The following is a 20403-nucleotide window of genomic DNA, read 5'->3' as shown; positions in this document are numbered from 1 at the left end:
ATGATGACGACGAAGCAATTGATCGACGTTCTGAGCCGCGCGTTGAGTGCGCTTCCCACGCATGCCGACGAGTTGCGCGACCTCGACGCCGCGCTCGGCGATGGCGATCTCGGCATCACGGTGCGCGCGGGGTCGGAAGCGGTCGTGAAGGCCATCGGCGCGTTGCCGGACGAGGCGAGCGTCGGCGACGTGCTGCTCGCGGCGGGGAAGGCGTTTTCGACGGCCAATCCATCGACGTTCGCGGCATTGGTGGGCGGCGGACTGCTCGCTGCCGCGAAAACGATGCAGGGGAAGACCGGCATCGGCCGCGAGGATGTGCTCGGCATCGGGCGGGCGATGGCGGCGCGCATCATCGAGCGCGGCAAGAGCAATGTCGGCGACAAGACCGTGCTCGATGCGCTGGTGCCGAGTCTCGACGTACTCGAAGCATCGCAGGGAAGCGCGGCCGATGTACTCGACGCGATGATCGCGACGGCGAGCGAGCGCGTCGCCGAAACCGCGAAGATGCAGTCGCAGAAGGGTCGCGCGGCGTGGGTGCAGGAACGCAGCATCGGCCATCCCGATCCGGGCGCAACGGCTTACGTGCGCTTTCTGGAAGCGTTGCGCAAGGTGGTGGATCAGGAAGCGTGAAGGCCGGATGGACGGCGTCAGAGGCGGTATGCCCGGCGCCGATTTGGGATACCGAGCTCATCGAGCTTTCGATGTGGGATGGCGGCGTTGGGTTTGTTTGGGGGATGGGAGGTCGCCGGCGTTGCGGGCTCGTCGGAGCGGGTTCTGCGAGGACTCGTTTCCGTTCGATAGAGTGAGACTAGCGTCGATTTGACAGATCGGCAGAGCTTTCGAAAAGAAATGGTCGCCTCTCGCCTTAACGGGTGCGGCAGTCTCGCGTCCAGAGCATGCGACTTTGCTGGTTGGGCGTCCCAGCCGTCAAGTAGAACCAGATGAAACCCATAACCATTGCCATCGATCTGGTCACGCACGCTCCACACATTCATTAGGATCAGCCAGAGACTGGCGCGATCCGAAACAAATTGCCGCTAGCCGTGTCGTCATGGAGGCCTGCGGCAGGGCCCATCACCGGGCACAAGGGCTTGGCGCGGCTTCGCCACGACGTCCGGCTGGCTGATCGCGGCCCAGTCCGTACGGCCATTCGTGAAGTCGAACACGAACGACGCGGCCGACGCTGCGGCGATTGGAGAGGCCGCCCAGCGTCCCAGCATGCGGCTTGTAACCGCCAAGGCCGTAGATCAGCAGGCGATGCTGGCGATGCACCGAATACGCCCGCAACAGGTTTGGGTTCCCGCCACTGATTTGCGCGCTATGCGCGTGATGTCAAGACCGGTCGCGCATCGCTGCCGTCAGTGTCTGGTCGTCGGCGAACGCTGTTGCCCGTTGCATGAATGGCAGGTGACTGGTCGAGAGGATCGAACCGCGCGCGTAGCGTTTCGCCACTACGTTGAATTAGAGCTTCGCCTCCGCGCGCCGGAATAGCACATAGCGGATTTCGTCGACGACCAGCAGCTAGATCCAGTAACCGCGCGATTGAAGATTTCGCGGAGCCGGTTCTGTTGCCGGGCGGCTGCCAGTCGCATCATCAGGTCGCCTCCCATCTGCAAATCGTGCGGCGATAAGGGTGGTTGCAGACTCATATCCGCACTCGATCGCGGGCGTGCCCGCCGGCCCCGATGGGTTTCGCCGCAAAGGTCCTGATCTAGAAGGCGGACTCGATGTCCGAGTAATGTTTCAGGCTTGCCTCGGTGCTGTCCAACCTGTTGCTGATCGCGCCGAGCTTTACCTTGCCTCCCGAGCGGTTCTGTCGTGACAGGAAGCTCAGATATGCAACGGATTCGCGCCCGGATCGAAATGTCTTGCCTGTCCAGGGTCCGACACCGCAGCGGGCGCCGTCAGCACACCGACGCCAGGAATCTCAGAGATGCGTCGCCATCGCCAGTCGAGAATGCGCTGCTCGATCCGCCCGCTCTGCTCGTCGAGCGCGCGCAGTCGTGAGAGCTGATCGCGCAGGCTGTTCAGCTGCATGGCCGTCAACTCGTCCGCATGTGAGCCAGTGCAACTTCAGCAGCGTCAGTTGATGCACGACGGCCTCGATGCAACACGACCCTGAACTCGTAGCGCATCCCGCGCAACTGGTTGACCTGCATGGACGCGAACCAGGCATGCTCGATACGCCGCCACTACGGCTGAGGGTGGATTCAGCCATGCCCGATTGGTGGCCTGTCGCGCCGGAGGATTCGACTCTCGTCATGCTGAGCCACACGTCGGGCACGACCGGTGTGCCAAAGGCTGTACGATTCGAGCACCGTCAGTTTTTCATGGGCAAGAGGGCGCGCATCGGGCGCTTTGCTGAAAGCCGCGACGAACGCTTGCTCAGCGCACTGCCTCAATCGCATTCAGCAGCAATCAGCCATCTTGAAACTGCGACCTTGCACGGCATTCCGACTTATGTGATGGATACGCAGGATGGTCCGATCGTTGGCGAGGCAATTCGCGCGTTCGCGCCAACGGTTGTCGTGGCCTTCCCGAAGACTTACGTGCAGCTAGTGGAAGGCGGCGTTGCCGACGGAGAGTTCGCTTCGGTGCGTCGCTGGTTCAGTATGGGCGATGCCGCGCATCAGAGTCATACGCGGCAGATTCTGAAGGGCGCGCCACACTCGCGCTTCATCGACGCTTTCGGCAGTTCCGAATTGGGCATGGCGCTCTTCCGCAGCGAATCAACTACCGGCGCGCTCGCGCCGCGGCGCTCGATTGGACGGCCTGTGGAGATGGCGATGGCAAAGATTCTCCACCCCACAACCGGCCAAGAAATGGCGCCGGGCCAGGTCGGGCTGCTCGGCGTGCGCGCACCCACGATTACCTCTGGTTACTGGCTCTCGCCCGAACGGACCTCGGGATCCTGGCGCGACGGCTATTTTCTGACTGGCGACATCGCCTACTGCAAGGACGGAAATTACTTCCAGATCGACCGCGAAGTGGACGTCATCTCGTCGCCGTCGGGCCCGCTGTACACGCTTCTTCTAGAGGAAGCCATGCAGCAGGTGGACGGCGTGTGCGATGTGACGGTGGTCGGGGTCGATGACCAGGATGGGAAGCTCCCCTTGCTGTGCGCGTTGGTTCTAACCGACCAAAAGACAGATGAGAGGCCGCATTTGATCGCGAATCGTGTGCGCGCAGCATTGCACCACGAACTCGAGGCGCAGGGCGTGGCCCTGACGGATGAAGCGATCGCAGTGGCGATCCTGCGTAGCCTAGCTGTCCTTCCGCTGGGCGCGACCGGCAAGGTGCTCAAACGGCTCGTGCGGAGCGCCATTCCGCCCATGCTCCGGCGGACCTCGCACGATGTCCACGCAGATACGGGCGTGCTGCACCTCGCGTGGCCGGGGAGCGAGGCTGCTTCCGCGCACACAGACTTGCATTGACGAGATCCTTACGGAGACCAGATGAAAAACCAAGCTTTTATGTCCGAGGCTGTCGCGTCGGTTCGGCAACGGTTAGATGCGGCGAATACCCAGCAGTTGTCGAACTACACGTATGAAGGGCGCCGTTTCCTCGTCTATCCGGACGTCTTTCCGCCCACGCATTTTCAGTCGACAGGAATCTTCACGCGCCTGCTTCCATATCCGCGGGGCGGAGCGCTCCTCGAGATCGGATGCGGCGCCGGAGTCACGGCCGTCGTTGCAGCGCTGAGCGGATGCCGGCGCGTGGTCGCATCGGATATGCTGACAAGCATCCACTTACCGCAGCCTACATGGCCTCGAGCATCGCCACCGGACTGAGATCGATCTCGCTGAACGCTGGCGGGCCGCTCGACGGTGTGGGGGTCACCGAAGTTAATGCAACGCCGGAGGGTGCACGGTCTGGCCCTGCGGAGGCGTTTCTCGTGCCCGCGCTTGTGCGCCCCAACCTGAAAGTGCTGACGGGCGCCCTCGTGACGAGACTGCTGCAGCAGGGCACGACGTGCCTTGGCATCGAACTGACAGCTGGTAGTAGCGTGGCCCGCATCATGGCGACACGACGCACGCTTGTCTGTATGGGGGCGTGTGCGACGCCTCAGTTGCTCATGCTGTCGGGCTTTGGTCCAGCGGAGCAACTGGCGCCGCTGGGCATCCAGGTTCGGCAGGATATGCCAATGGTCGGCAGCGGACTGCAGGACCATGTGCTGTTGAGCGTGTTGTTCAGATCGAGACGCAACATCGCACCGCTGGTGTCAAACGGTGTATCAACGATGGCGTACTACGGCGGCTCGCAGACAGCACCACCCGATATCCAAGTGGCTGGCATGCAATATCCCTTCGGTTCCTCGACGGTGCCCGCCGGCGGTGGCTACGCGGTGATTCCTTTTCTCGCGAAGCCGCGAAGCCGAGGCCAAGTGCGGCTCGTCACCGCCGACCCGAGGGTGCCGCTTCGCATCGATCCCAACTACCTTGGTGATCGGATAGACCAGGACAACATGGTGGCGGGTTTGGACCGTGCACTGGAAATCGGCGCCGGCACGAGCATGCGCGAGTTCTACAGTTCAATTGCGACCGACATGCCGCTGCGAACGCGCGCAGACAAGCAAGCGTTCGTCGCGGCAAACGCGGCGTGCGGTTTGCATCTGGTCGGGACGTGCTCCGCGGGCAGCGATCCGCGCTCGAGTGCAGTCGACGGTCACTTCCGTGTGCGCGGCGTCGAAGGACTAAGCATCGTAGACGCCTCCGTGATACCCGAAGTCCCGGCCGTCAATGTGCACGCTTCCGTGCTGACGATCGCGCAACTCGCTGCCCAGCAGCTTACCGGGTAGGCGCGCCTCCAATCCGGGCGAATTCGCCATCACCTGCACGAGCCGCAAATCGAAGCCGACTCATAGCCGGCTCACCACATAGACAGGGAGCAGAATCATGTCTGATTTCTCGAACAAGAACGCGCTTATCACCGGCGCCTCGCGAGGCATCGGCCGCGCAACAGCCATTGCGCTAGCGCTGCGTGGCGCGAACGTATTGATCCACTACGGACGGGATGCGGAAGCGGCCCATGAGGTCGTCGCCGAGATACGGAAAACGGGGGGGCGCGCCGAGTCTTTTGCGAGTGATTTCACGAATCCCGCCAGCCCACACGCTCTCGCCGAACGAGCTTGCCGCTATTTTGACGGATCGCTGGACATCTTTGTCGCAAACGCCGGTATCGCACATTCCGCGCTGCTTCGCGACACCCGTATCGAAGACTTTGACCGGTTGATGGCCATCAACGTCCGCGCGCCTTACTTCCTTATACAACAACTCGAACCGATCATGCGGGAAGGAGGGAGCATCGTGCTCCTATCGTCGCTTGCATCACGCTCGCCGGTCGGCGACATTTCGGCTTACGCGGCGACGAAAGGCGCTGTCGACACACTGGTGAAGCACTTCGCCCATGCCTTAGCGCAACGGTCGATACGGGTAAATGGCGTCGCACCGGGCGTCGTTGATACGGACATGTCGAGTTTCGTGCGCACGGCAGAAGGACGCAAGTTCGTACTAGGTTTGCAAGGGCTCAAGCGAATTGCACAGCCCGAAGATATCGCCGACGTCGTCGTCTTTCTGACATCAGAAGGAGCCCGCTGGGTCAACGGCGACATCGTACAGGTCGACGGTGGCACAAAGCTTTAATTTCACATGCGTGCCGATGAGCGCGCAGCGATTGCTCCGATCCAGCATTCTGTTATCCAGAGGTAGCCAATGAGCGGCACCCCGCGAAACCTTGAACTCGATCGTCTGCGCGCAATTGCCGCGCTTCTGACGTTCTATGTCCACTTCCACCAGGTTTTTTACCCGTGGAGCTTCACCATGCACTACGCACGCCCAGCCAGCCTCGCAGATCTGCTCGGCAACGCATGGGCGGGTGTCGATCTCTTCTTTGTCATCTCCGGCTACATCATTTCACGCACGCTCGTGGGCGGGCTGGACTCCTTGCGGCACAGGCCAAATGCGCTCGCCGCGTATGTGAAGATGTTCTATGTGCGGCGCATTTTTCGTATCATGCCGGTCGCTTGGTGCGTCGTAGCGATCGTGATCCTGTGTGGTGCGCTTCTCAACGAAGGGCAGTATTTTGCCGACTCGACATACAACGTTCAGGCAGCACTCAGCATCTTCACTTACACGTTCAATTTTTGGTTGCCTGACAACAAAATCGCGCAGGGCGTGCCGCTCGCCCCGTTCTGGAGTTTGTCGGTCGAGGAACAGTTCTATCTGATTTTTCCGCTGTTCATGATTTCAGTCTGGACTCTACGCTGGCGCGTCGTGATCCTGGTTGGGCTGCTCGCTTTTATATCGTTCTTCCTCAGGCCGTATTCGCTCTCGGACCCGATCAAGGTGTTTTTCTACACCCAAACCCGTTGTGACGGCTTGATCTACGGATGCCTGCTGTATTTCGCATCGACACGACCTTGGTTTGCTTCCTTGCGCGTGAGCTTGGGCCGGCGCCGCCATGCTGGGTGCGCTCTCGCGCTTCTTCTGTCGTTGGTGTTGGGTTCAATTACCGCTCTTGACTTCAGCAATACGCTGTTGATTCCGGTAGTTTCTATCCTGTCTGTGTTATTGGTATTCATGGCGATCTGCGAGGCAGATCTGGTCAGCTTTCCGCGGCTGCTACAAGCGATACTGGACTGTATTGGCAAGCGTTCATACACGCTTTACCTTGTGCACCTGCCCATGTTCTATCTCACGACGGAGCTGATGTTTCGTTACGCGCGCGCCCGGCAAATCCCGATCGCGCAGAATCTCTGGCTCGAGTACACGCTACTGATGCTGGCGTTGGTCATCGTGGTGACAGAGTGCCTGCATCGATTCGTCGAAGTGCCGATGATTGCGCGCGGAAAACGGCTTTCCGCTTCGATTATGCAGCGCGAAGTGTCGAATGCGATTCACTCTTCGTCAAACCCAGAAGCGGCCTACAATCGAGGCAAATAGCGATGAAAGGAGACCTAACATGCAAACGCTGACTGCTGCCAAGCACGAGATCATAGAACGCAACATCCGCCTGATGGACGCATCATTTCCTGAAGAAACGTGGACGCTAGAACAAAAGGTCGCTCTGACGTGCCGGGTGCTTTTTTCTCACGGTCACGATTCCGGTCTGGCCGGACAGATCACAGCGCGCACAGCTGAACCGGACCGCTATATCACCCAGCGGATGGGGCTTGGTTTCGATGAGATCACTTGCAACAATCTGCTCGTGGTCGATGGGGACTTGAACGTCATTTCCGGAACCGGAATGGTAAATCCGGCGAACCGATTCCATTCCTGGATTTACCGACTACGCCCGGATGTGCACTGCATTGTGCATACGCACCCGATTCATGTGTCGGCGCTTTGCCTGCTGGAGCGCCCGTTGAGAATCGCGCATATGGATAGCTGTATGCTCTACGACGAAGTCGCTTTCCTGAAGCAGTGGCCGGGGTTGCCGGTCGGAAACGAGGAGGGCGAACTAATCGCCGCGACATTAGGACGACGGCGCGCCGCTATGCTTGCACACCATGGGTTAGTCGTGGCCGCGAGCACGGTTGAGGAGGCGTGCGTAATGGCGGTTCAGATTGAGCGGACGGCACGAATGCAGTTATTAGCCGAAGCGGCAGGAGTGGTTCAAGATGTCGATCCGAAGCTAGCGAAGGAGGCGCGCGACTGGATCCTTCAGCCGTCGCGCAGCCGTGCCACCTTTGGCTATCTAGCGCGGCGAGTTTTGCGGGAGCTGGAGACCCATCCCGTCCGCACGAGTGGTGAATCGATATAGCGGTTTTGCATTCGTGTTCGGCAGGCACATGCCTGCCGAATAGCTAGCTGACTGATTCCAACGCGTTGGATGATCGCAAAGCTTACAGACCGGATTCGCCGCTTTGTATCGTGCTCGCGAGTTGCGCAACGCGTTCATTTGACAACACGCACGTCTCGTCGTTTTGCAGTCCGCTTGTATCGTCTATAGCACTCGCGCTGCTGGCGGTACCTTCGCCGTCGCCGCCGCATGCTGAAAGGACCAGAGCAGCAACCGCAGTAATTAGCATCCTGCCCGGTCCACGACGAATGATGGCCATATACGATTTATTCCACATACGGATCTCCTGAAAGTCTGCATTTTGGAGCGGATATGCATGAGGTAATAGAGCGAAAACTCCGAATCTCATTCGAAGTGACGGCCGCTCTTTGCGTGAGGCGCGCGAAATGTCGTTCGGCGAGCGACGAAGTGTGTGCAAGAGGTGCAGGCGAACCGACGCGATAAAGCGCGCGGATAGTGCTAAGGGTGGACGAATAGAACTACTATGCACTTCTGCAACTTCTTTGCAGCCAATTTCTTGCTCGGAGGGAATTGATAACGATGCGTACCGTAAGGCCAAAGGTCGCGTTCGCCGATTTTCTCTGAACGCTGGACCATGGCGCACGGAAAGTAATCCCCGTGCATTTAGGATTTACCGCATCGTAGTTTACATAATGCAATTTAGCGTCGGTTTGGTTTGTCACGCCTTTTTAGTAATGTCCGATTTGGGCTCATTAGAAATGTCCGATTTCCGCCCTTGGGCGCATGCTGGCTCGATGCGTCATCGAGGGCTCAATCATGGACAGGCGTGGACTGATCACGGCAAGCATGCGCGAACTGGAGCGAATCAAAGTCATCGAGGCGGTCGTCGACGGTCGACTGGCTTGTTACCAGGCGGCCGAGCGGCTGGACTTGTGTGTGCGGCAGATCAGCCGCTTGTGTCGGCGCTATGAGGCGTGTGGTCCGGCGGGTTTGATCTCGGGCAAGCGCGGCAAGACGAGCAATCGAGAACTGCCGATCGAACTGCATGCGCGGGCCGTGGCGCTGATCCGCGAGCGCTACGCCGATTTCGGTCCGACGCTGGCGTGCGAGAAACTCGCGCAATGCCACGGCATCGAACTGGGCAAGGAAACGGTGCGGCGCTGGATGCGCGAGGCCGGCCTATGGATTCCGCGCCGGCAACGCCCGCCCAAGACCTACCAGCCGCGTGCACGACGTGCGTGCCTGGGGGAATTGATCCAGATCGACGGCTGCGAGCACCGCTGGTTCGAGGAGCGCGCGCCGCAATGCACGCTGCTGGTGTATGTGGACGATGCGACGAGCCGCCTGATGCACCTGCACTTCACGGCGAGCGAGTCTACTTTCAGCTACTTCGAGGCCACGCGCGCGTACATCGAGCAGCACGGCAAGCCAGGCGCGTTCTACAGCGATCGCGCCAGCGTGTTTCGCATTACACGAGCGAACCGGACTGGCGACAGCACGACGCAGTTCGGCCGGGCGATGTACGAGCTCAACATCGACACCTTCTGCGCCAATTCGAGTTCGGCCAAGGGCCGCGTGGAGCGCGCGCACCTGACCTTGCAGGACCGGCTGGTGAAGGAGTTGCGCCTGCGCGGCATCAGCACGGTGGCGCAAGCCAACGCCTACGCGCCCTGCTTCATGGCCGACTACAACGCGCGCTTTGCCAAGCCGCCGAGAAGCGCCTTCGACGCGCATCGGCCGCTGCGCGCCGATGAGAGTCTGGAGCGAGCGCTGACGTGGCGCGAAGCGCGGCGCGTCACCAAGGCGCTCACGGTGCAGTATGACCGGGTGTTGTATCTGCTCGAGGACACCGACGAGAATCGCGCGCTGATTCACCGCACATCGAGGTCTGGGAACACCCGGACGGACGCATGGAACTGCGCGCCGGCGAGCGTGTGCTAGCGGCTCGGCAGTACGACCGGCTCACGGAAGTCGATCAGGGTGCCATCGTTGAATGCAAGCGTCTCGCGCATGTGCTCGAGTTGGCGCAGGCGGTGCAGACGCAGCGCGATAACCGCAGCATCGGCACGGCGCCCTCACGCGCCCATCGAGGCGCGCAGGTGCGCACGTCACAACGCGCGCCGGGCACGAAGAAACAGCGTGAACTCACGCGACAGGACCTGGAGGCGACCCTGCTCGCGCTGCAGAAGCAAAAACGCAGCGCGCCGTCGATCAAAAGCGAGTCAACGGTCGTAACCGGTAGCGCGCCATGCTTGCGCGCCCTGCCCGTTCAGATGCCTTGCTTCAACGCTGCCTTGCGATTGCTCGCATATCTCAATCGGACATCTCTAATGAGCCAGACATCGGACATTTGTATTTGGCCGTGACATGGTTGTAGGTCCCAAGTTCAAATGTCGTGTTTCTGCTAAGTGGAGATGTCGCATTTGCCGTAGGTTCGTGGCCAGACAAGCGTTTCTGGAGCGCGGACCATGAACACCACTGGGACCATTACGCATGTCGATGCGCGATCATATGTGGCGCCTAACTCGCCCGCCGCCTACGGAAGATAAGCCAGCAGTCGATCCTTTAGCGTTGGTGGTAATTTGATGGTGCCCATGACGTCAGGATCTTGATCGTCGAACAACACGCGGTTAGCCTCCCACCACACAGGCACCGGTTCGCTTGAGCGTGGAAACGTTCGCTCGGCCAGCAGCGTCGATTCATCTGCCGACCACAGTCGTAAAACTTTTGCGTCGCCGGCAGAACAGACTCGCACAACATATCGTCCATCGGGTGCGGTCGATTTCTTGCATTGTTCTTCCGCTATCCCCGCGCGCCATCGTGCCATCTGAAAGTAGTGAACGCTTGCATAAGTTATTACCAGCCCGATAATCGTGAGCGCACTCCTTTTCAGCACGATGCGGAACCCGCGTTTGGCTGAATAGTATGCGACTGCCGCAACGATGGTGGCCGAGACTAGAATCAAGGATGCGAGTGCCGCCCCTTCCGCTGTTTCGCCTATCCCTGGCATCAGAAATTGACCTTGATTGGTGGGTTGAGTTTGACTGTCTGGTAGTCGCTGAAAATTACAAAGTCGCCGCCTCGTTTATGCGCTCGTTGCCATTCGCGATAAGAGGAATTGTAAACGGGATAATAGACGTTTCCACGCTTGCGGGGATCGCCCACTGTCACTGCTGGAAAGTCTGCCGGAAACTCATCCATTGCCTGGAACTCGCCGACCTGCGGTAGATGCCAGCTCACCATGCTCATGCCAACGTTGTATGGCACCACAGTCATGCCATTTGCACTCCAGTGTCCAAGATATTGAGGGTCCTTTTTCGGACGGTCGGTAAACGTATAGTTATCTTTGACGTAGACGATAATCTCATGCACCAATGCGTAGGAGGCATCCCGATAGAAGAAGACGCGTCCGGGCGCTGCATAAAAATTAAAAGAGCCTAGCGCGGCTGTCAGGTCATCTGGCAGTCCCCTCGCCGCATACTCACGATGCGCAAACTGCCTGAGCTTTTGACTCATCGATCCTTCTACCTGTGAATACTGAAATTGGAACGATTTGTGTAAAACCGGCAGGCTGTGATGGCTAAGATCAATCATGCCGACGTCGATGTCTACCCCCTTGCTGGGCCTAAAAGGCATCAGCTTGGCGCGGAGCGCGTCCATCGCCCTCACGCTGGTCAACGTATCTCGTGTGATTAAGTGCTGATACGCTTCCACTGCCCGTGAATACTTGAAAACCCATTCCAGTTTGATGATCGACAGTTCATACATCGATGGAGGATACGGTTTTCCCTCTTGGTTAATCAGATCCTCTTCGTCATCCTCGGTCGGCGAATAATTGAGTGCCCCCGCGAACCACCTATCCATGAGTTTCGCTGCTGTCGGCATCTCCAAGCGACGCATGACGCCTGGGATCTCTTGCAGATCGAACGGCGGAACCTTGATTTCCTCGACCTTCGGTTTCGGAGGGGCGGGCGGGCGCTCCTTCGGCGGTGCATGGAAGAAGTCGTAGACCTTCTGAAGACCGTCGATAAAGGCGATAGCCCGATCGGTCTTTTCGGCAGGTGGCGGTGGTGGAGGTGGTGGCTGTGGTGGCTCGACGTGGAACTTGCACTCGGGCGGTTCTCGCCGGTATGAAACCTTTAGATCCGAGACGACTTTGCAACCGTCGCGGCGCTGCCATCGTCGCAAAGTGTCAGAGCTGTAATAGGGAATGGCAACGTCGGAAATCTGCATGGCGTCTCAGAGGTATTCTTATTGCAGATACCATATCAAACACACCCTGCTAATCAACCTTGCCGGACTGTCATTTTCTTACGTCGGGTCACTGGGATCATCGTCGGCATCTAGCCATATCATCGAGATCATGGGTATGCGATCAGTCCGACTAGGGAATGGCGGCGGGCGCGGGCAACGGTGTTACCTTCAACATCGGCTTCAGTTTCGAACTGTGCAGCGCCAGCACCGAAAACGCTGTCGTGCCTACTCGGAAAGTCGTGTCGTCCGTTAGTTCGTAGCCAAACTTATCAAGCGGCCAATGCACGGAGAGTGCATCGGCCAGCATGGGCGCTAACACCGCATTCGGCAGCGTTCCTACTACGAGCTGCTAGACCTGCTCGTCGAAAGAAATCACGATCGATTTCTGCATCAATATCCTCTGCATCGGTGGGGTTCGACCTTGAGTTGGCGCAAGCGCTGCAGGCGGAACGCGACAACCGGTGCACGTCGGCTACACCCTCGCGCACGCACCGGGCCGTCGGGTGCGCTCGCCTAGGCGTTTGCTGGGCAGCAAGAAGCAGCGCGAGTTCATGCGCGACAATGTGAATCGAATGTGATGCGAATCGCGCAGGAACACGTCATAGCGCGACGCGCAAAGCAAACTCGGCCATCGGTCTGGTAAGGTTCGCGGACACCGCACCCGCGCCCTGCCCGTCCAAGGCCTTACCGTCCCCGTGAACAGACGCGCTCTTTCAAGGAACGCCCAACGCCCAAGGCTCGGCAGCAGATCCCTGCGAAGCCATGATCTTGCATCAACGCAATCGCGCCAAAGCGAGCCGACTTACTCCTCCGCAGCACTAAACCGTGAGCAACTTCGCCCTTACCCCTTCAATGCAGCGCAGCAGAGGCGTCACCAGCCGCAACGCCCCCACGCGATGGCTCGCACCGAGACAGTCTTAGTTGAAGATGCCGGTTTTATGTGACACGACCGATTCACTCATCGAATAGCGTTTCACAACGTTATCCGGAGAGAACAGCACAACCAGCTCCTTTTTCTTGCCGCTCGCGCTCGAGCCTAGCAAATTGACCACGGGGATATAGCTGACTGCGTCAGCGTGGACCTTGGTCAGTTCGTAACGCCAGATCTCCAGCCCGCCGTCGGTGAACTCCGTCTTCAGCGGCGAGCCGAACATGCCGCGAATCTCGTCCTTCGTCGTCTTGCCATCGACGATCTTCGTCGACACGGTAGCCTCGGTTTCCGAGCGCAGCGAATCGTTACCCGTACCGGCGCAGCCCGCGAGTGCAAGAATGCACGCTGCGATAGCGGCGGCATAGCGAATTTCTTCATAAACCCCTCTTGACGTTTTTATTGCGCGACGAATAACCAATCGCTGGTGTCGCCGCTCCGGTTTATCGGCCAGACAACGCAAAAACTTGAGGCGTGGTGCGCTCGACACCGTGAGCTAGTCGCTCGTCTATGTCACGAGGCGGGCAGTTTTTGTTCGGCTGCTTCGAATCCAGTGTTCATGCCTCAACTATCGAAGTTTCAGCATACTCGCCGGGGCATCAACGCAACCGGGACGATGGTCGCCGACGCTATGTCTGCGTCGATGGCAGCCCGGGTTGCGTTTGTTGTCGAAACCCGATGCGTGGTTGAGCGGACCGCAACGACGATGCATTTGCATCGGAGTACGGACGATTGCTTGCTTAGCAAGCGGAAAAAAATCGTGCTGTCTCGCGTGTCATCGATCAAGCAGGACTCTCTCATCGACGACAAACATGTCTGACACGCAAAGGCCAATGCCTTCCTGTCCCGAGTCGGTTCAGTCCGACAGACGGGGACGCGCTCCTTCAGCCCCGCGGTGCCTTTTGCATGAGCTCGCGCGCCGCGCCAAGCATCCCGTCGGCGATGTTGCCCGAATCGATACGGTAGCTACCGTCACGCAGGGCGGCTTTGATCGCTGACACCTTGTCCATATCGATATCCGTCGCACTCGAGGGGCGCAAAGTGGAGATTGAAGCAAGCGTCACTGCGGAGTTAGGCGCGCGAACGGCGTCAGCTTGCTGTGCGGTGCCGGCGGCGTAGTTTGCACCGCTGCTTGTTGCACGTCGAACAGTAAGTTCACGCGATGTATCTGCGATGTTGGTCGTCTGGATCTTCATGATGTCGTTTCTCACTGGCAATGTTTCTTCTAACGGTGCCTGCGTTGAAATCTTTACCATGCGAGCGACCACGCGGCAGCTCGAACGCGCCAGCAGTCGCCCGAGCGCCTTTACTGACGCGGCCCTCGGGCGTTTGCAACAAATTGAAACAAAGTGTGACCAATGGCCGTTACATCGTCCGTTCGAAGAGAGCCCCGAATGGTGACACGCCTTGACCCGTTGGGGCGTCGCTCGCGGATAGCGGTGCGATCTGAGCCAGCTTGTCTGCGAGCGCGGCCTCGGAGAACGGCTTGACGATATAGCCGCTAGCACCGGCGTGAATTGCCGCGAGCACATTCTCACGCCTCTTCTCAGCGGTCACCATCAAGACCGGCAGTTCTGCGAAATCCTCGGACTTGCGGATTTCCTGCAGGAGAGACAGCCCGTCCATATTGGGCATGTTCCAATCAGTTATGACCATATCGACTTTCTGTGCGCGCAATTTCTCGAGCGCTGCGAGGCCATCTTCTGCTTCGTCGATGGTCGTATAACCGATCGCCCTCAGCATTTTCCGGATCAGACTGCGCATGGTGGCCATGTCATCGACCACCAACAAACGGGTATTGGCATTTACCATCGGTGAATTCTTCCTTCTTTCTTCTCTGCAAAAAGCGAACCTCAAGTAGCGCCATTGGCGCTCCGGCGTTGCGACGCACGACCACATGCACCGAGAGGCGTTGCCGTCGTTGTCGGCACACGCAAGTTCCGCCAGGGTTCACTGTCAGGCCCGGCCAACCGGCGACAGAAAGTATTGCGCGACCACCCACTGCAGCGGCCGCTCGTCGAGACGGCGCTCCTCAGCAAACCGCAAGATTGCGTCGAGCTGCTCCCCGCTGCAGCGAAACACCTCACGGCGCATCGATGGAGTCTTTTCGTTGTGCGTCTTCATCTGTTTTCTATCTTGCTGTCTTTTTCGCGTAGCTGCGATCCGGTGACCGAGCGGCTGTACCGACATCAACGCTACGAAGACAAGCGTGTCGTTACGCGCCGTTGCGTCCCATCCGCGTTTAGAACGTTGACCAGTCGCCGCTGTCCGCAGACACCAGTTCTGCCGCTACGATCGGCTTGACCGCCTTCGATGGCATTGGTGCCGACCGTCGAGCTGCCTGTGGACGGGTGGTTGCTGCCGGCATGACCGGCTGTCTTTCGATGATGTGGTTGTTATCCTTGACCTTGAAAACCGAGACGACATCGCGCAGCTCACTCGATTGCTGCGCCATCGACTGCGCAGCGGCACTGGCCTGTTCAACGAGCGCGGCGTTCTGCTGCGTGACCTCGTCCATCTGCGAGACCGCGACATTGACCTGTTCGATGCCGGCGTGCTGCTGGGTCGAAGCTGTCGAGATGGCGCCCATCAAGTCCGCGACACGCTTGACCGAACTCACTACCTCGGTCATTGTCAGTCCGGCCTCTTCCACTAATTGCGAACCAACGTTCACCTTGTCAACGGATGCGCCGATAAGGTCCTTGATCTCCTTTGCGGCCGTCGCGCTTCGCTGAGCGAGCGTGCGCACTTCACCGGCCACAACGGCAAAGCCCCTGCCGTCCTCCCCTGCCCGAGCCGCTTCGACGGCTGCGTTGAGGGCCAGGATATTCGTTTGGAAGGCAATGCCTTCGATCACCGCGATGATCTCTGCAACCTTCGCGGAGCTTGTGCTGATGTCCCTCATCGTTTCGACGACACGGCTGACAACCACACCACCACGTTCGGCCACCTCCGAAGCGTTTGCGGCCAGCTCGTTGCCTTGCATAGCGTTCTCACTGTTCTGCTTCACCGCCGAAGTGAGTTCTTCCATGCTTGCCGCCGTCTCTTGCAGCGAAGCCGCTTGCTCCTCGGTTCGTTGGCTCAGATCGGTGTTGCCTGCGGCGATCTGAGCAGAAGCGGTCGCGATGCTCTGACTGCCGGCGCGCACCTTGCCGACCAGGTCGGACAGACGCTGGTTCATGTGGTGCAGTGCTCGCAAGAGCTGGCCGGTCTCGTCTTTCGCGTCGTCGGTAATAGCGGATGTCAGATCGCCTTGCGCAACCGTCTCTGCGAACGCCACCGAGCGGCGAATCGGCGCGACGATGGAACGGGTGATCAGAACGGCAACGACGACGCTTGCAAGCAATGCAGCCGCGATCATGACCGCCGTTACGAGTACTGTCGTACGGTAGTTGTCGGACGCGGCCTCTGCCGCGTCGTTGGCTCCCTTTCGATTGATCGCCACGTCTTTGTCGATCAACTCCATTACCGGAGCCAGAAGAAGCGAAGAGTCGTTCCCGGCGAGCTTGCGCGCCTCGTCGAAGTGGCTATCGCCCTGCTGCATCAGCGCGGCAATCTTCTCGTCTTCCTTCAGGTAGACAGACAGGGCCGCCTTCATATCGGAGAAGATTTGCCTTTCCTCGGGCGAAGACAACATGGACTCATATCGCGACATTGCGCCGTTAAGCGCTTGCAATGAGTCAGTGTGCTTCTGAAGCTGCCTCGCTTTCTCTTGTGCATCCGTAGTCACCACGGTGACCAGCGTCGCTCGTCTCACCGCGTTCGCCGACGCGCGAATATCGCTAAGCGTTTGGACGCTGGGTAGCCAATTCTTCGCAATGTCTTCTGTGCCTCGGTATACCCGCGAAACCTGGAACATGGCGGTGCCGCCAATTAGGCACAAAGACAAGAGGGCGATTCCAAAGCCGATCGCGAGCTTGACTGCGATGCGAATGTTTCTGAACTGCATATGCTTTCCATGAGTAGGTCAATTGCCCGTCATATAACGGTCGTTTGCCAATGACCTTGAATAAGGGTGCTAACGAAAACTCGGCGAGCGTAGGCCGCAAATGACTCGACTCGCATCTACCTGTGGCTGGCACCGCTTAGCAGTTTGGGGGACTCAGTGATCGACGCGTGCATCGAAGTATCTGGCGATGAGCTCAGCCGGATGGACCTCGTCCATGGTCACAACAACGCTCGTATCGCACTGCTGCCCGCAGCTTTGAAGATATTTCCGAGGCGCCATTGTGCGTCGAAGGCACAAAAAAGTGCCCGCTCGATGGCGGGCTAACTGTCTTGACAGACGCCGACTTTCATCCGGCTGCCCTCGATATCGGCAGTAGCGCCAAGACCTTTAGGCGCTACTGACAACGACTCCGTCCTCGGTATTCCTGGCCGCAAAGATCTCGCTCATGATGTCGTGTGCCGGTCGTAACCTTTTCGCCCGAGGTCTCGATTGAGAAAGCGTGAGACTTCCGTGGGCGCACAACAGCGATGTCCCTGCCCTGCTCGTCAGCGCGTGCCGCTTCGACGCCCGCGTTGATACCCAGGATGTTCGTTTGGAAGGAGATGCCCTGGATGACGGCAATGATCTCCGCGACCCGCGTTGAGCTCTCTGAATACCGGAAATGGTCGAGACCACTTGATTAAAGAGCTCCACTTAGCGCGGTTTCTGGCTAAAAAATAGGCGACGCCTTGAACCTTCATTTCGTCCGTTTCAGCGCGTTGCCGCACGAGCGAGTTCGCACGCCGTTTCGCGGGCTTGCTGCCTTGTCCCGCAAGGCGATGCAGCACAGTTATCGACCATTAAGAATCGGCTCTTCAAGAAGCTAAAAGAACTAACTGATCGACCGGTCGTTTTTTTGCGGCGGACCTTGGCAAGGCGGAAAACACGGAACGTCGCTGTTCAGTTTTTTTCCAGCGTGCCGTTGTCCGGCAGGTAGAAGCGTTCGTCGTGATGGACGGCGCTCAAGCAGAATTTCGGACAGCACTTGCAGACATGAATAGCGATCAAAGACACGGCGCGCCCGAAGCGGGCGGCAAAGAATTCCTCATCTTCAACCTGGGCGAAGAACAGTACGGGATCGATATCCTGAAGGTTCAGGAAATTCGCGGCTATGACGCGGTGACGCGCGTGGCCAACGCGCCCGTGTTCATCAAGGGCGTCATCAACCTGCGCGGCGTAATCGTGCCGATTGCCGATATGCGCCTCAAGTTCGAGTTGGCGCGCGCCGCCTACGACGACCAGACGGTTGTCGTTGTGCTCAACGTGGCGGGGCGAGTGGTCGGCATCGTCGTGGACGGCGTATCGGACGTGCAGACGCTTACGCCTGATCAGATCCGGCCTGCGCCGGGCTTCAACTCCACGATGAGCACCGACTACATCACCGGCATCGGGACCGTCGACGACCATATGTTGATCCTGATGGACATCGAGAAGCTCATCACGAGCGAGGAAATGGCGCTGATGCAAAGCGCCACCGCCTGAACACGCCAACGAACCCGGACGCCAACGACATGACCTTTTCCAAAAAACTCTGGCTGCCTCTGCTGCTAAGCCTCGTATGCCTCGCAGGAATCTCGGTTGCCGACGCCTTTCGCATGCGCTCGATCCGCACGGAACAGACGCAGTTGGACATCAAGCACGCCACCGAAATCGCGGACAGCATCATTCGTGAGTTCGCCAAGCAGGCCAGCACTGGCGCCATCACGCAGGAGCAAGCCCGGAATGGTGCGCTCAACGCCATCCGCGATATACGGTTCGGCGACAACGGCTACTTCAGCGTTTTCGATTCGCAGGCGAAGGTGCTTGCGCATCCGATGAAGCCGGAATTCGTTGGCAAGACGATGATGGACTTCAGGGACCCGAACGGGGTCTATCTCTATCGCGAACTCATCGGTGTGGGCAAGCGCCAGGGCGCAGGCTACGCCTACTATTCGTTCGCGAAGCCCGGCAGCACTGAAATTCTGCCGAAAATGTCCTACGTGTCGATGTATCAGCCGTGGGACTGGCTCATCACAACCGGCGTCTACATCGACGACATCGATGCCGCGTTTCATGCGTCGCTCAAATGGAGCCTCGGCGTGCTCGCGGTGATCGCGATCGTCTTGAGCTTCGTCGTGTCGCGCCTCAATCGCGGGATTCTTCGGTCGATGGGCGGGGAACCGGCCTACGCAGCAGAAGTGGCCAATCAGATCGCGGACAACAATCTCGCCGTCGACGTGGCCACTGCCGCGAATGACCAGTCGAGCCTCATGTATTCGATGGCCCGCATGCGCGCGCAATTGCTCTCAGCCGTTGACAGCGTGAAGACGTCCGCTAATGCAATCGCGAACGCGAGCCGTGAAATCGCCGTGGGCAACACGGACCTGTCGTCGCGCACCGAGCAGCAGGCAGCATCGCTCGAAGAAACAGCGGCGAGCATGGAAGAGCTGACTGCGGCCGTCAGGCACAACTCCGAAAACGCACGTCAGGCGAGCGGCCTGGCCGGGAATGCGCGCGATGTTGCAAACGAAGGCGCGACGATCGTCAACGACGTCGTGGGCACGATGGCCGAGATCGAACAAAGCTCGCACAAGATCGCCGAGATCATCGGCATGATCGAAGGCATCGCGTTTCAGACCAATATCCTTGCGCTGAACGCAGCGGTGGAAGCGGCACGCGCGGGCGAACAGGGGCGCGGGTTCGCCGTGGTGGCGGGCGAGGTGCGCAGTCTGGCGCAACGTTCATCGACTGCCGCCAAGGAGATTCGCGATTTAATCGAAGCATCGAGTACGCGCGTCCACACTGGCACGCAACTCGTCGGGCAAGCCGGCGAGACGATGACCAAGATCGGCGCGGCAATCCAGAAAGTCACCGACATCATGGACGAGATCGCGTCTGCATCGAACGAACAGAGTCGCGGCATCGAACAGGTGAATCAGGCGATCAGCCAGATGGACGAGGTCACTCAGCAGAACGCAGCGCTCGTCGAGCAGGCGGCTGCCGCTGCCGGTTCGCTTCAGGATCAGGCTGAAACGCTGCGCGCGACGATGGCCGTCTTCAAGACTGCGGCCTAAGCCCCCGTCAGCGGGCGGGGCGCGGACTACGCGGCGGTATCGGCAAGCTCATAGGCGTTCCGTTTCAATAGCCCTGCACCAAAGAAATGGGACGGAGTCGCGGCGCAGTGATGGAGTCGGTCGACCAGGGCTTACCGGTCGAGCACATTGCAAGCAGCAGCTCAACCGGATGAACGTCGAGTCGGCGAAGGAAGGATCGGATCGATCGCCGCTGCGGATGGAGCGCGCCGCGCATTGACCGCGTGGGCCTGGACGTGTCTCGCCGCGACGCAAAGCAGCACGGCGCGCACTTCAGGCGGTTCGACCGCGATTGCGGCTGCGTTGGATTCTATCGCTCGAGGGCTACGTCCCCTCTTCGCTCTTGCCTCCTGCCGCGGGACGCTGCGCGCGACATCTGTTTGGCGAGCGTCCCGTCGATC

Annotated in this window: 18 protein-coding genes and 2 pseudogenes; 10 read left to right on the top strand and 10 right to left on the bottom strand. The window is 59.3% G+C overall.

Annotation, left to right across the window (positions count from 1 at the left end; translation table 11 throughout):
- Window positions 1–630, top strand: a complete 630-nt coding sequence (locus tag P9220_RS22225; protein WP_309767748.1) for a DAK2 domain-containing protein — start codon at window positions 1–3, stop codon at window positions 628–630.
- Between the two features lie 311 nt (window positions 631–941).
- Window positions 942–1281 (top strand): annotated as a pseudogene (locus P9220_RS22220) (IS110 family transposase); the annotation flags it as partial.
- 51 nt (window positions 1282–1332) lie between these two features.
- On the opposite strand, the gene P9220_RS27100 reads toward P9220_RS22220, so the two are convergent.
- The gene (locus P9220_RS27100) at window positions 1333–1452 is read right to left on the bottom strand and encodes a hypothetical protein (RefSeq protein ID WP_404980322.1); all 120 of its coding nucleotides are present in this window, start codon (window positions 1450–1452) and stop codon (window positions 1333–1335) included.
- 378 nt (window positions 1453–1830) lie between these two features.
- Complete coding sequence (locus P9220_RS22210; protein WP_309767746.1) at window positions 1831–2037, bottom strand: hypothetical protein; 207 nt, start codon at window positions 2035–2037, stop codon at window positions 1831–1833.
- A 68-nt stretch (window positions 2038–2105) separates the two neighbouring features.
- Between P9220_RS22210 and P9220_RS22205 the strand changes: the two genes are divergently transcribed.
- From P9220_RS22205 to P9220_RS22180, 6 genes and pseudogenes are all read left to right on the top strand, one after another.
- Window positions 2106–3434, top strand: a complete 1329-nt coding sequence (locus P9220_RS22205) for a fatty acid--CoA ligase family protein (RefSeq protein WP_309767744.1) — start codon at window positions 2106–2108, stop codon at window positions 3432–3434.
- A gap of 230 nt (window positions 3435–3664) precedes the next feature.
- A complete protein-coding gene (locus P9220_RS22200) occupies window positions 3665–4798 on the top strand; it encodes a GMC family oxidoreductase (protein WP_309767742.1) in 1134 nt (377 codons plus the stop codon).
- 97 nt (window positions 4799–4895) lie between these two features.
- Window positions 4896–5642 carry a glucose 1-dehydrogenase gene (locus tag P9220_RS22195; RefSeq protein ID WP_309767740.1) on the top strand — a complete coding sequence of 249 codons (747 nt, stop codon included), beginning with the start codon at window positions 4896–4898 and terminating at the stop codon, window positions 5640–5642.
- Between the two features lie 69 nt (window positions 5643–5711).
- The gene (locus P9220_RS22190; protein ID WP_309767738.1) at window positions 5712–6941 is read left to right on the top strand and encodes an acyltransferase; all 1230 of its coding nucleotides are present in this window, start codon (window positions 5712–5714) and stop codon (window positions 6939–6941) included.
- Window positions 6942–6960: 19 nt separating this feature from the next.
- Entirely contained in the window at window positions 6961–7761 is an 801-nt protein-coding gene (locus P9220_RS22185) for an aldolase (protein ID WP_309767736.1), read from the top strand.
- Between the two features lie 816 nt (window positions 7762–8577).
- Window positions 8578–9953, top strand: a pseudogene (locus P9220_RS22180) (ISNCY family transposase); the annotation flags it as partial.
- A gap of 344 nt (window positions 9954–10297) precedes the next feature.
- On the opposite strand, the gene P9220_RS22175 reads toward P9220_RS22180, so the two are convergent.
- The 8 genes from P9220_RS22175 to P9220_RS22140 form a co-directional block, all read right to left on the bottom strand.
- On the bottom strand, window positions 10298–10771 hold the full coding sequence (locus tag P9220_RS22175) for a hypothetical protein (protein ID WP_309767734.1): 474 nt from the start codon (window positions 10769–10771) through the stop codon (window positions 10298–10300).
- Window positions 10771–11994, bottom strand: coding sequence for a DUF6402 family protein (locus tag P9220_RS22170; protein WP_309767732.1), 1224 nt, complete (start codon window positions 11992–11994; stop codon window positions 10771–10773). Before P9220_RS22170 ends, P9220_RS22175 begins: the two co-directional genes overlap by 1 nt.
- Before the next feature lie 938 nt (window positions 11995–12932).
- The gene (locus tag P9220_RS22165; protein WP_309767730.1) at window positions 12933–13433 is read right to left on the bottom strand and encodes a hypothetical protein; all 501 of its coding nucleotides are present in this window, start codon (window positions 13431–13433) and stop codon (window positions 12933–12935) included.
- A gap of 394 nt (window positions 13434–13827) precedes the next feature.
- Entirely contained in the window at window positions 13828–14199 is a 372-nt protein-coding gene (flgM, locus tag P9220_RS22160; RefSeq protein WP_309767727.1) for a flagellar biosynthesis anti-sigma factor FlgM, read from the bottom strand.
- 109 nt (window positions 14200–14308) lie between these two features.
- Window positions 14309–14755 carry a response regulator gene (locus P9220_RS22155; RefSeq protein ID WP_309767726.1) on the bottom strand — a complete coding sequence of 149 codons (447 nt, stop codon included), beginning with the start codon at window positions 14753–14755 and terminating at the stop codon, window positions 14309–14311.
- 144 nt (window positions 14756–14899) lie between these two features.
- Complete coding sequence (locus tag P9220_RS22150; protein WP_309767724.1) at window positions 14900–15067, bottom strand: hypothetical protein; 168 nt, start codon at window positions 15065–15067, stop codon at window positions 14900–14902.
- Between the two features lie 118 nt (window positions 15068–15185).
- Window positions 15186–16892, bottom strand: coding sequence for a methyl-accepting chemotaxis protein (locus tag P9220_RS22145; RefSeq protein WP_309767722.1), 1707 nt, complete (start codon window positions 16890–16892; stop codon window positions 15186–15188).
- A gap of 394 nt (window positions 16893–17286) precedes the next feature.
- Window positions 17287–17496 (bottom strand): methyl-accepting chemotaxis protein, encoded by a 210-nt coding sequence (locus P9220_RS22140; RefSeq protein WP_309768242.1) that lies wholly within the window; start codon window positions 17494–17496, stop codon window positions 17287–17289.
- Between the two features lie 428 nt (window positions 17497–17924).
- On the opposite strand from P9220_RS22140, the gene P9220_RS22135 reads away from it, so the two are divergent.
- Window positions 17925–18413: a chemotaxis protein CheW gene (locus tag P9220_RS22135; protein WP_309767721.1), complete on the top strand. Its 489-nt coding sequence runs from the start codon at window positions 17925–17927 to the stop codon at window positions 18411–18413.
- 29 nt (window positions 18414–18442) lie between these two features.
- Window positions 18443–19984 carry a methyl-accepting chemotaxis protein gene (locus P9220_RS22130; protein WP_309767720.1) on the top strand — a complete coding sequence of 514 codons (1542 nt, stop codon included), beginning with the start codon at window positions 18443–18445 and terminating at the stop codon, window positions 19982–19984.
- The last annotated feature ends 419 nt before the right edge of the window (window positions 19985–20403 follow it).

Source organism: Caballeronia sp. LZ016, assembly GCF_031450805.1.
Taxonomy (GTDB): Bacteria; Pseudomonadota; Gammaproteobacteria; order Burkholderiales; family Burkholderiaceae; genus Caballeronia.
This window is presented reverse-complemented; position numbering and strand designations above follow the sequence as displayed.

Coding starts and splice junctions, on each gene's coding strand:
- P9220_RS22225 (WP_309767748.1), top strand. CDS start 1: ATGATGACGACGAAGCAATTGATCGACGTTCTGAGCCGCGCGTTGAGT.
- P9220_RS22210 (WP_309767746.1), bottom strand. CDS start 2,037: ATGCAGCTGAACAGCCTGCGCGATCAGCTCTCACGACTGCGCGCGCTC.
- P9220_RS22205 (WP_309767744.1), top strand. CDS start 2,106: ATGCAACACGACCCTGAACTCGTAGCGCATCCCGCGCAACTGGTTGAC.
- P9220_RS22200 (WP_309767742.1), top strand. CDS start 3,665: ATGCGGCGCCGGAGTCACGGCCGTCGTTGCAGCGCTGAGCGGATGCCG.
- P9220_RS22195 (WP_309767740.1), top strand. CDS start 4,896: ATGTCTGATTTCTCGAACAAGAACGCGCTTATCACCGGCGCCTCGCGA.
- P9220_RS22190 (WP_309767738.1), top strand. CDS start 5,712: ATGAGCGGCACCCCGCGAAACCTTGAACTCGATCGTCTGCGCGCAATT.
- P9220_RS22185 (WP_309767736.1), top strand. CDS start 6,961: ATGCAAACGCTGACTGCTGCCAAGCACGAGATCATAGAACGCAACATC.
- P9220_RS22175 (WP_309767734.1), bottom strand. CDS start 10,771: ATGCCAGGGATAGGCGAAACAGCGGAAGGGGCGGCACTCGCATCCTTG.
- P9220_RS22170 (WP_309767732.1), bottom strand. CDS start 11,994: ATGCAGATTTCCGACGTTGCCATTCCCTATTACAGCTCTGACACTTTG.
- flgM (WP_309767727.1), bottom strand. CDS start 14,199: ATGGTAAAGATTTCAACGCAGGCACCGTTAGAAGAAACATTGCCAGTG.
- P9220_RS22155 (WP_309767726.1), bottom strand. CDS start 14,755: ATGGTAAATGCCAATACCCGTTTGTTGGTGGTCGATGACATGGCCACC.
- P9220_RS22150 (WP_309767724.1), bottom strand. CDS start 15,067: ATGAAGACGCACAACGAAAAGACTCCATCGATGCGCCGTGAGGTGTTT.
- P9220_RS22145 (WP_309767722.1), bottom strand. CDS start 16,892: ATGCAGTTCAGAAACATTCGCATCGCAGTCAAGCTCGCGATCGGCTTT.
- P9220_RS22135 (WP_309767721.1), top strand. CDS start 17,925: ATGAATAGCGATCAAAGACACGGCGCGCCCGAAGCGGGCGGCAAAGAA.
- P9220_RS22130 (WP_309767720.1), top strand. CDS start 18,443: ATGACCTTTTCCAAAAAACTCTGGCTGCCTCTGCTGCTAAGCCTCGTA.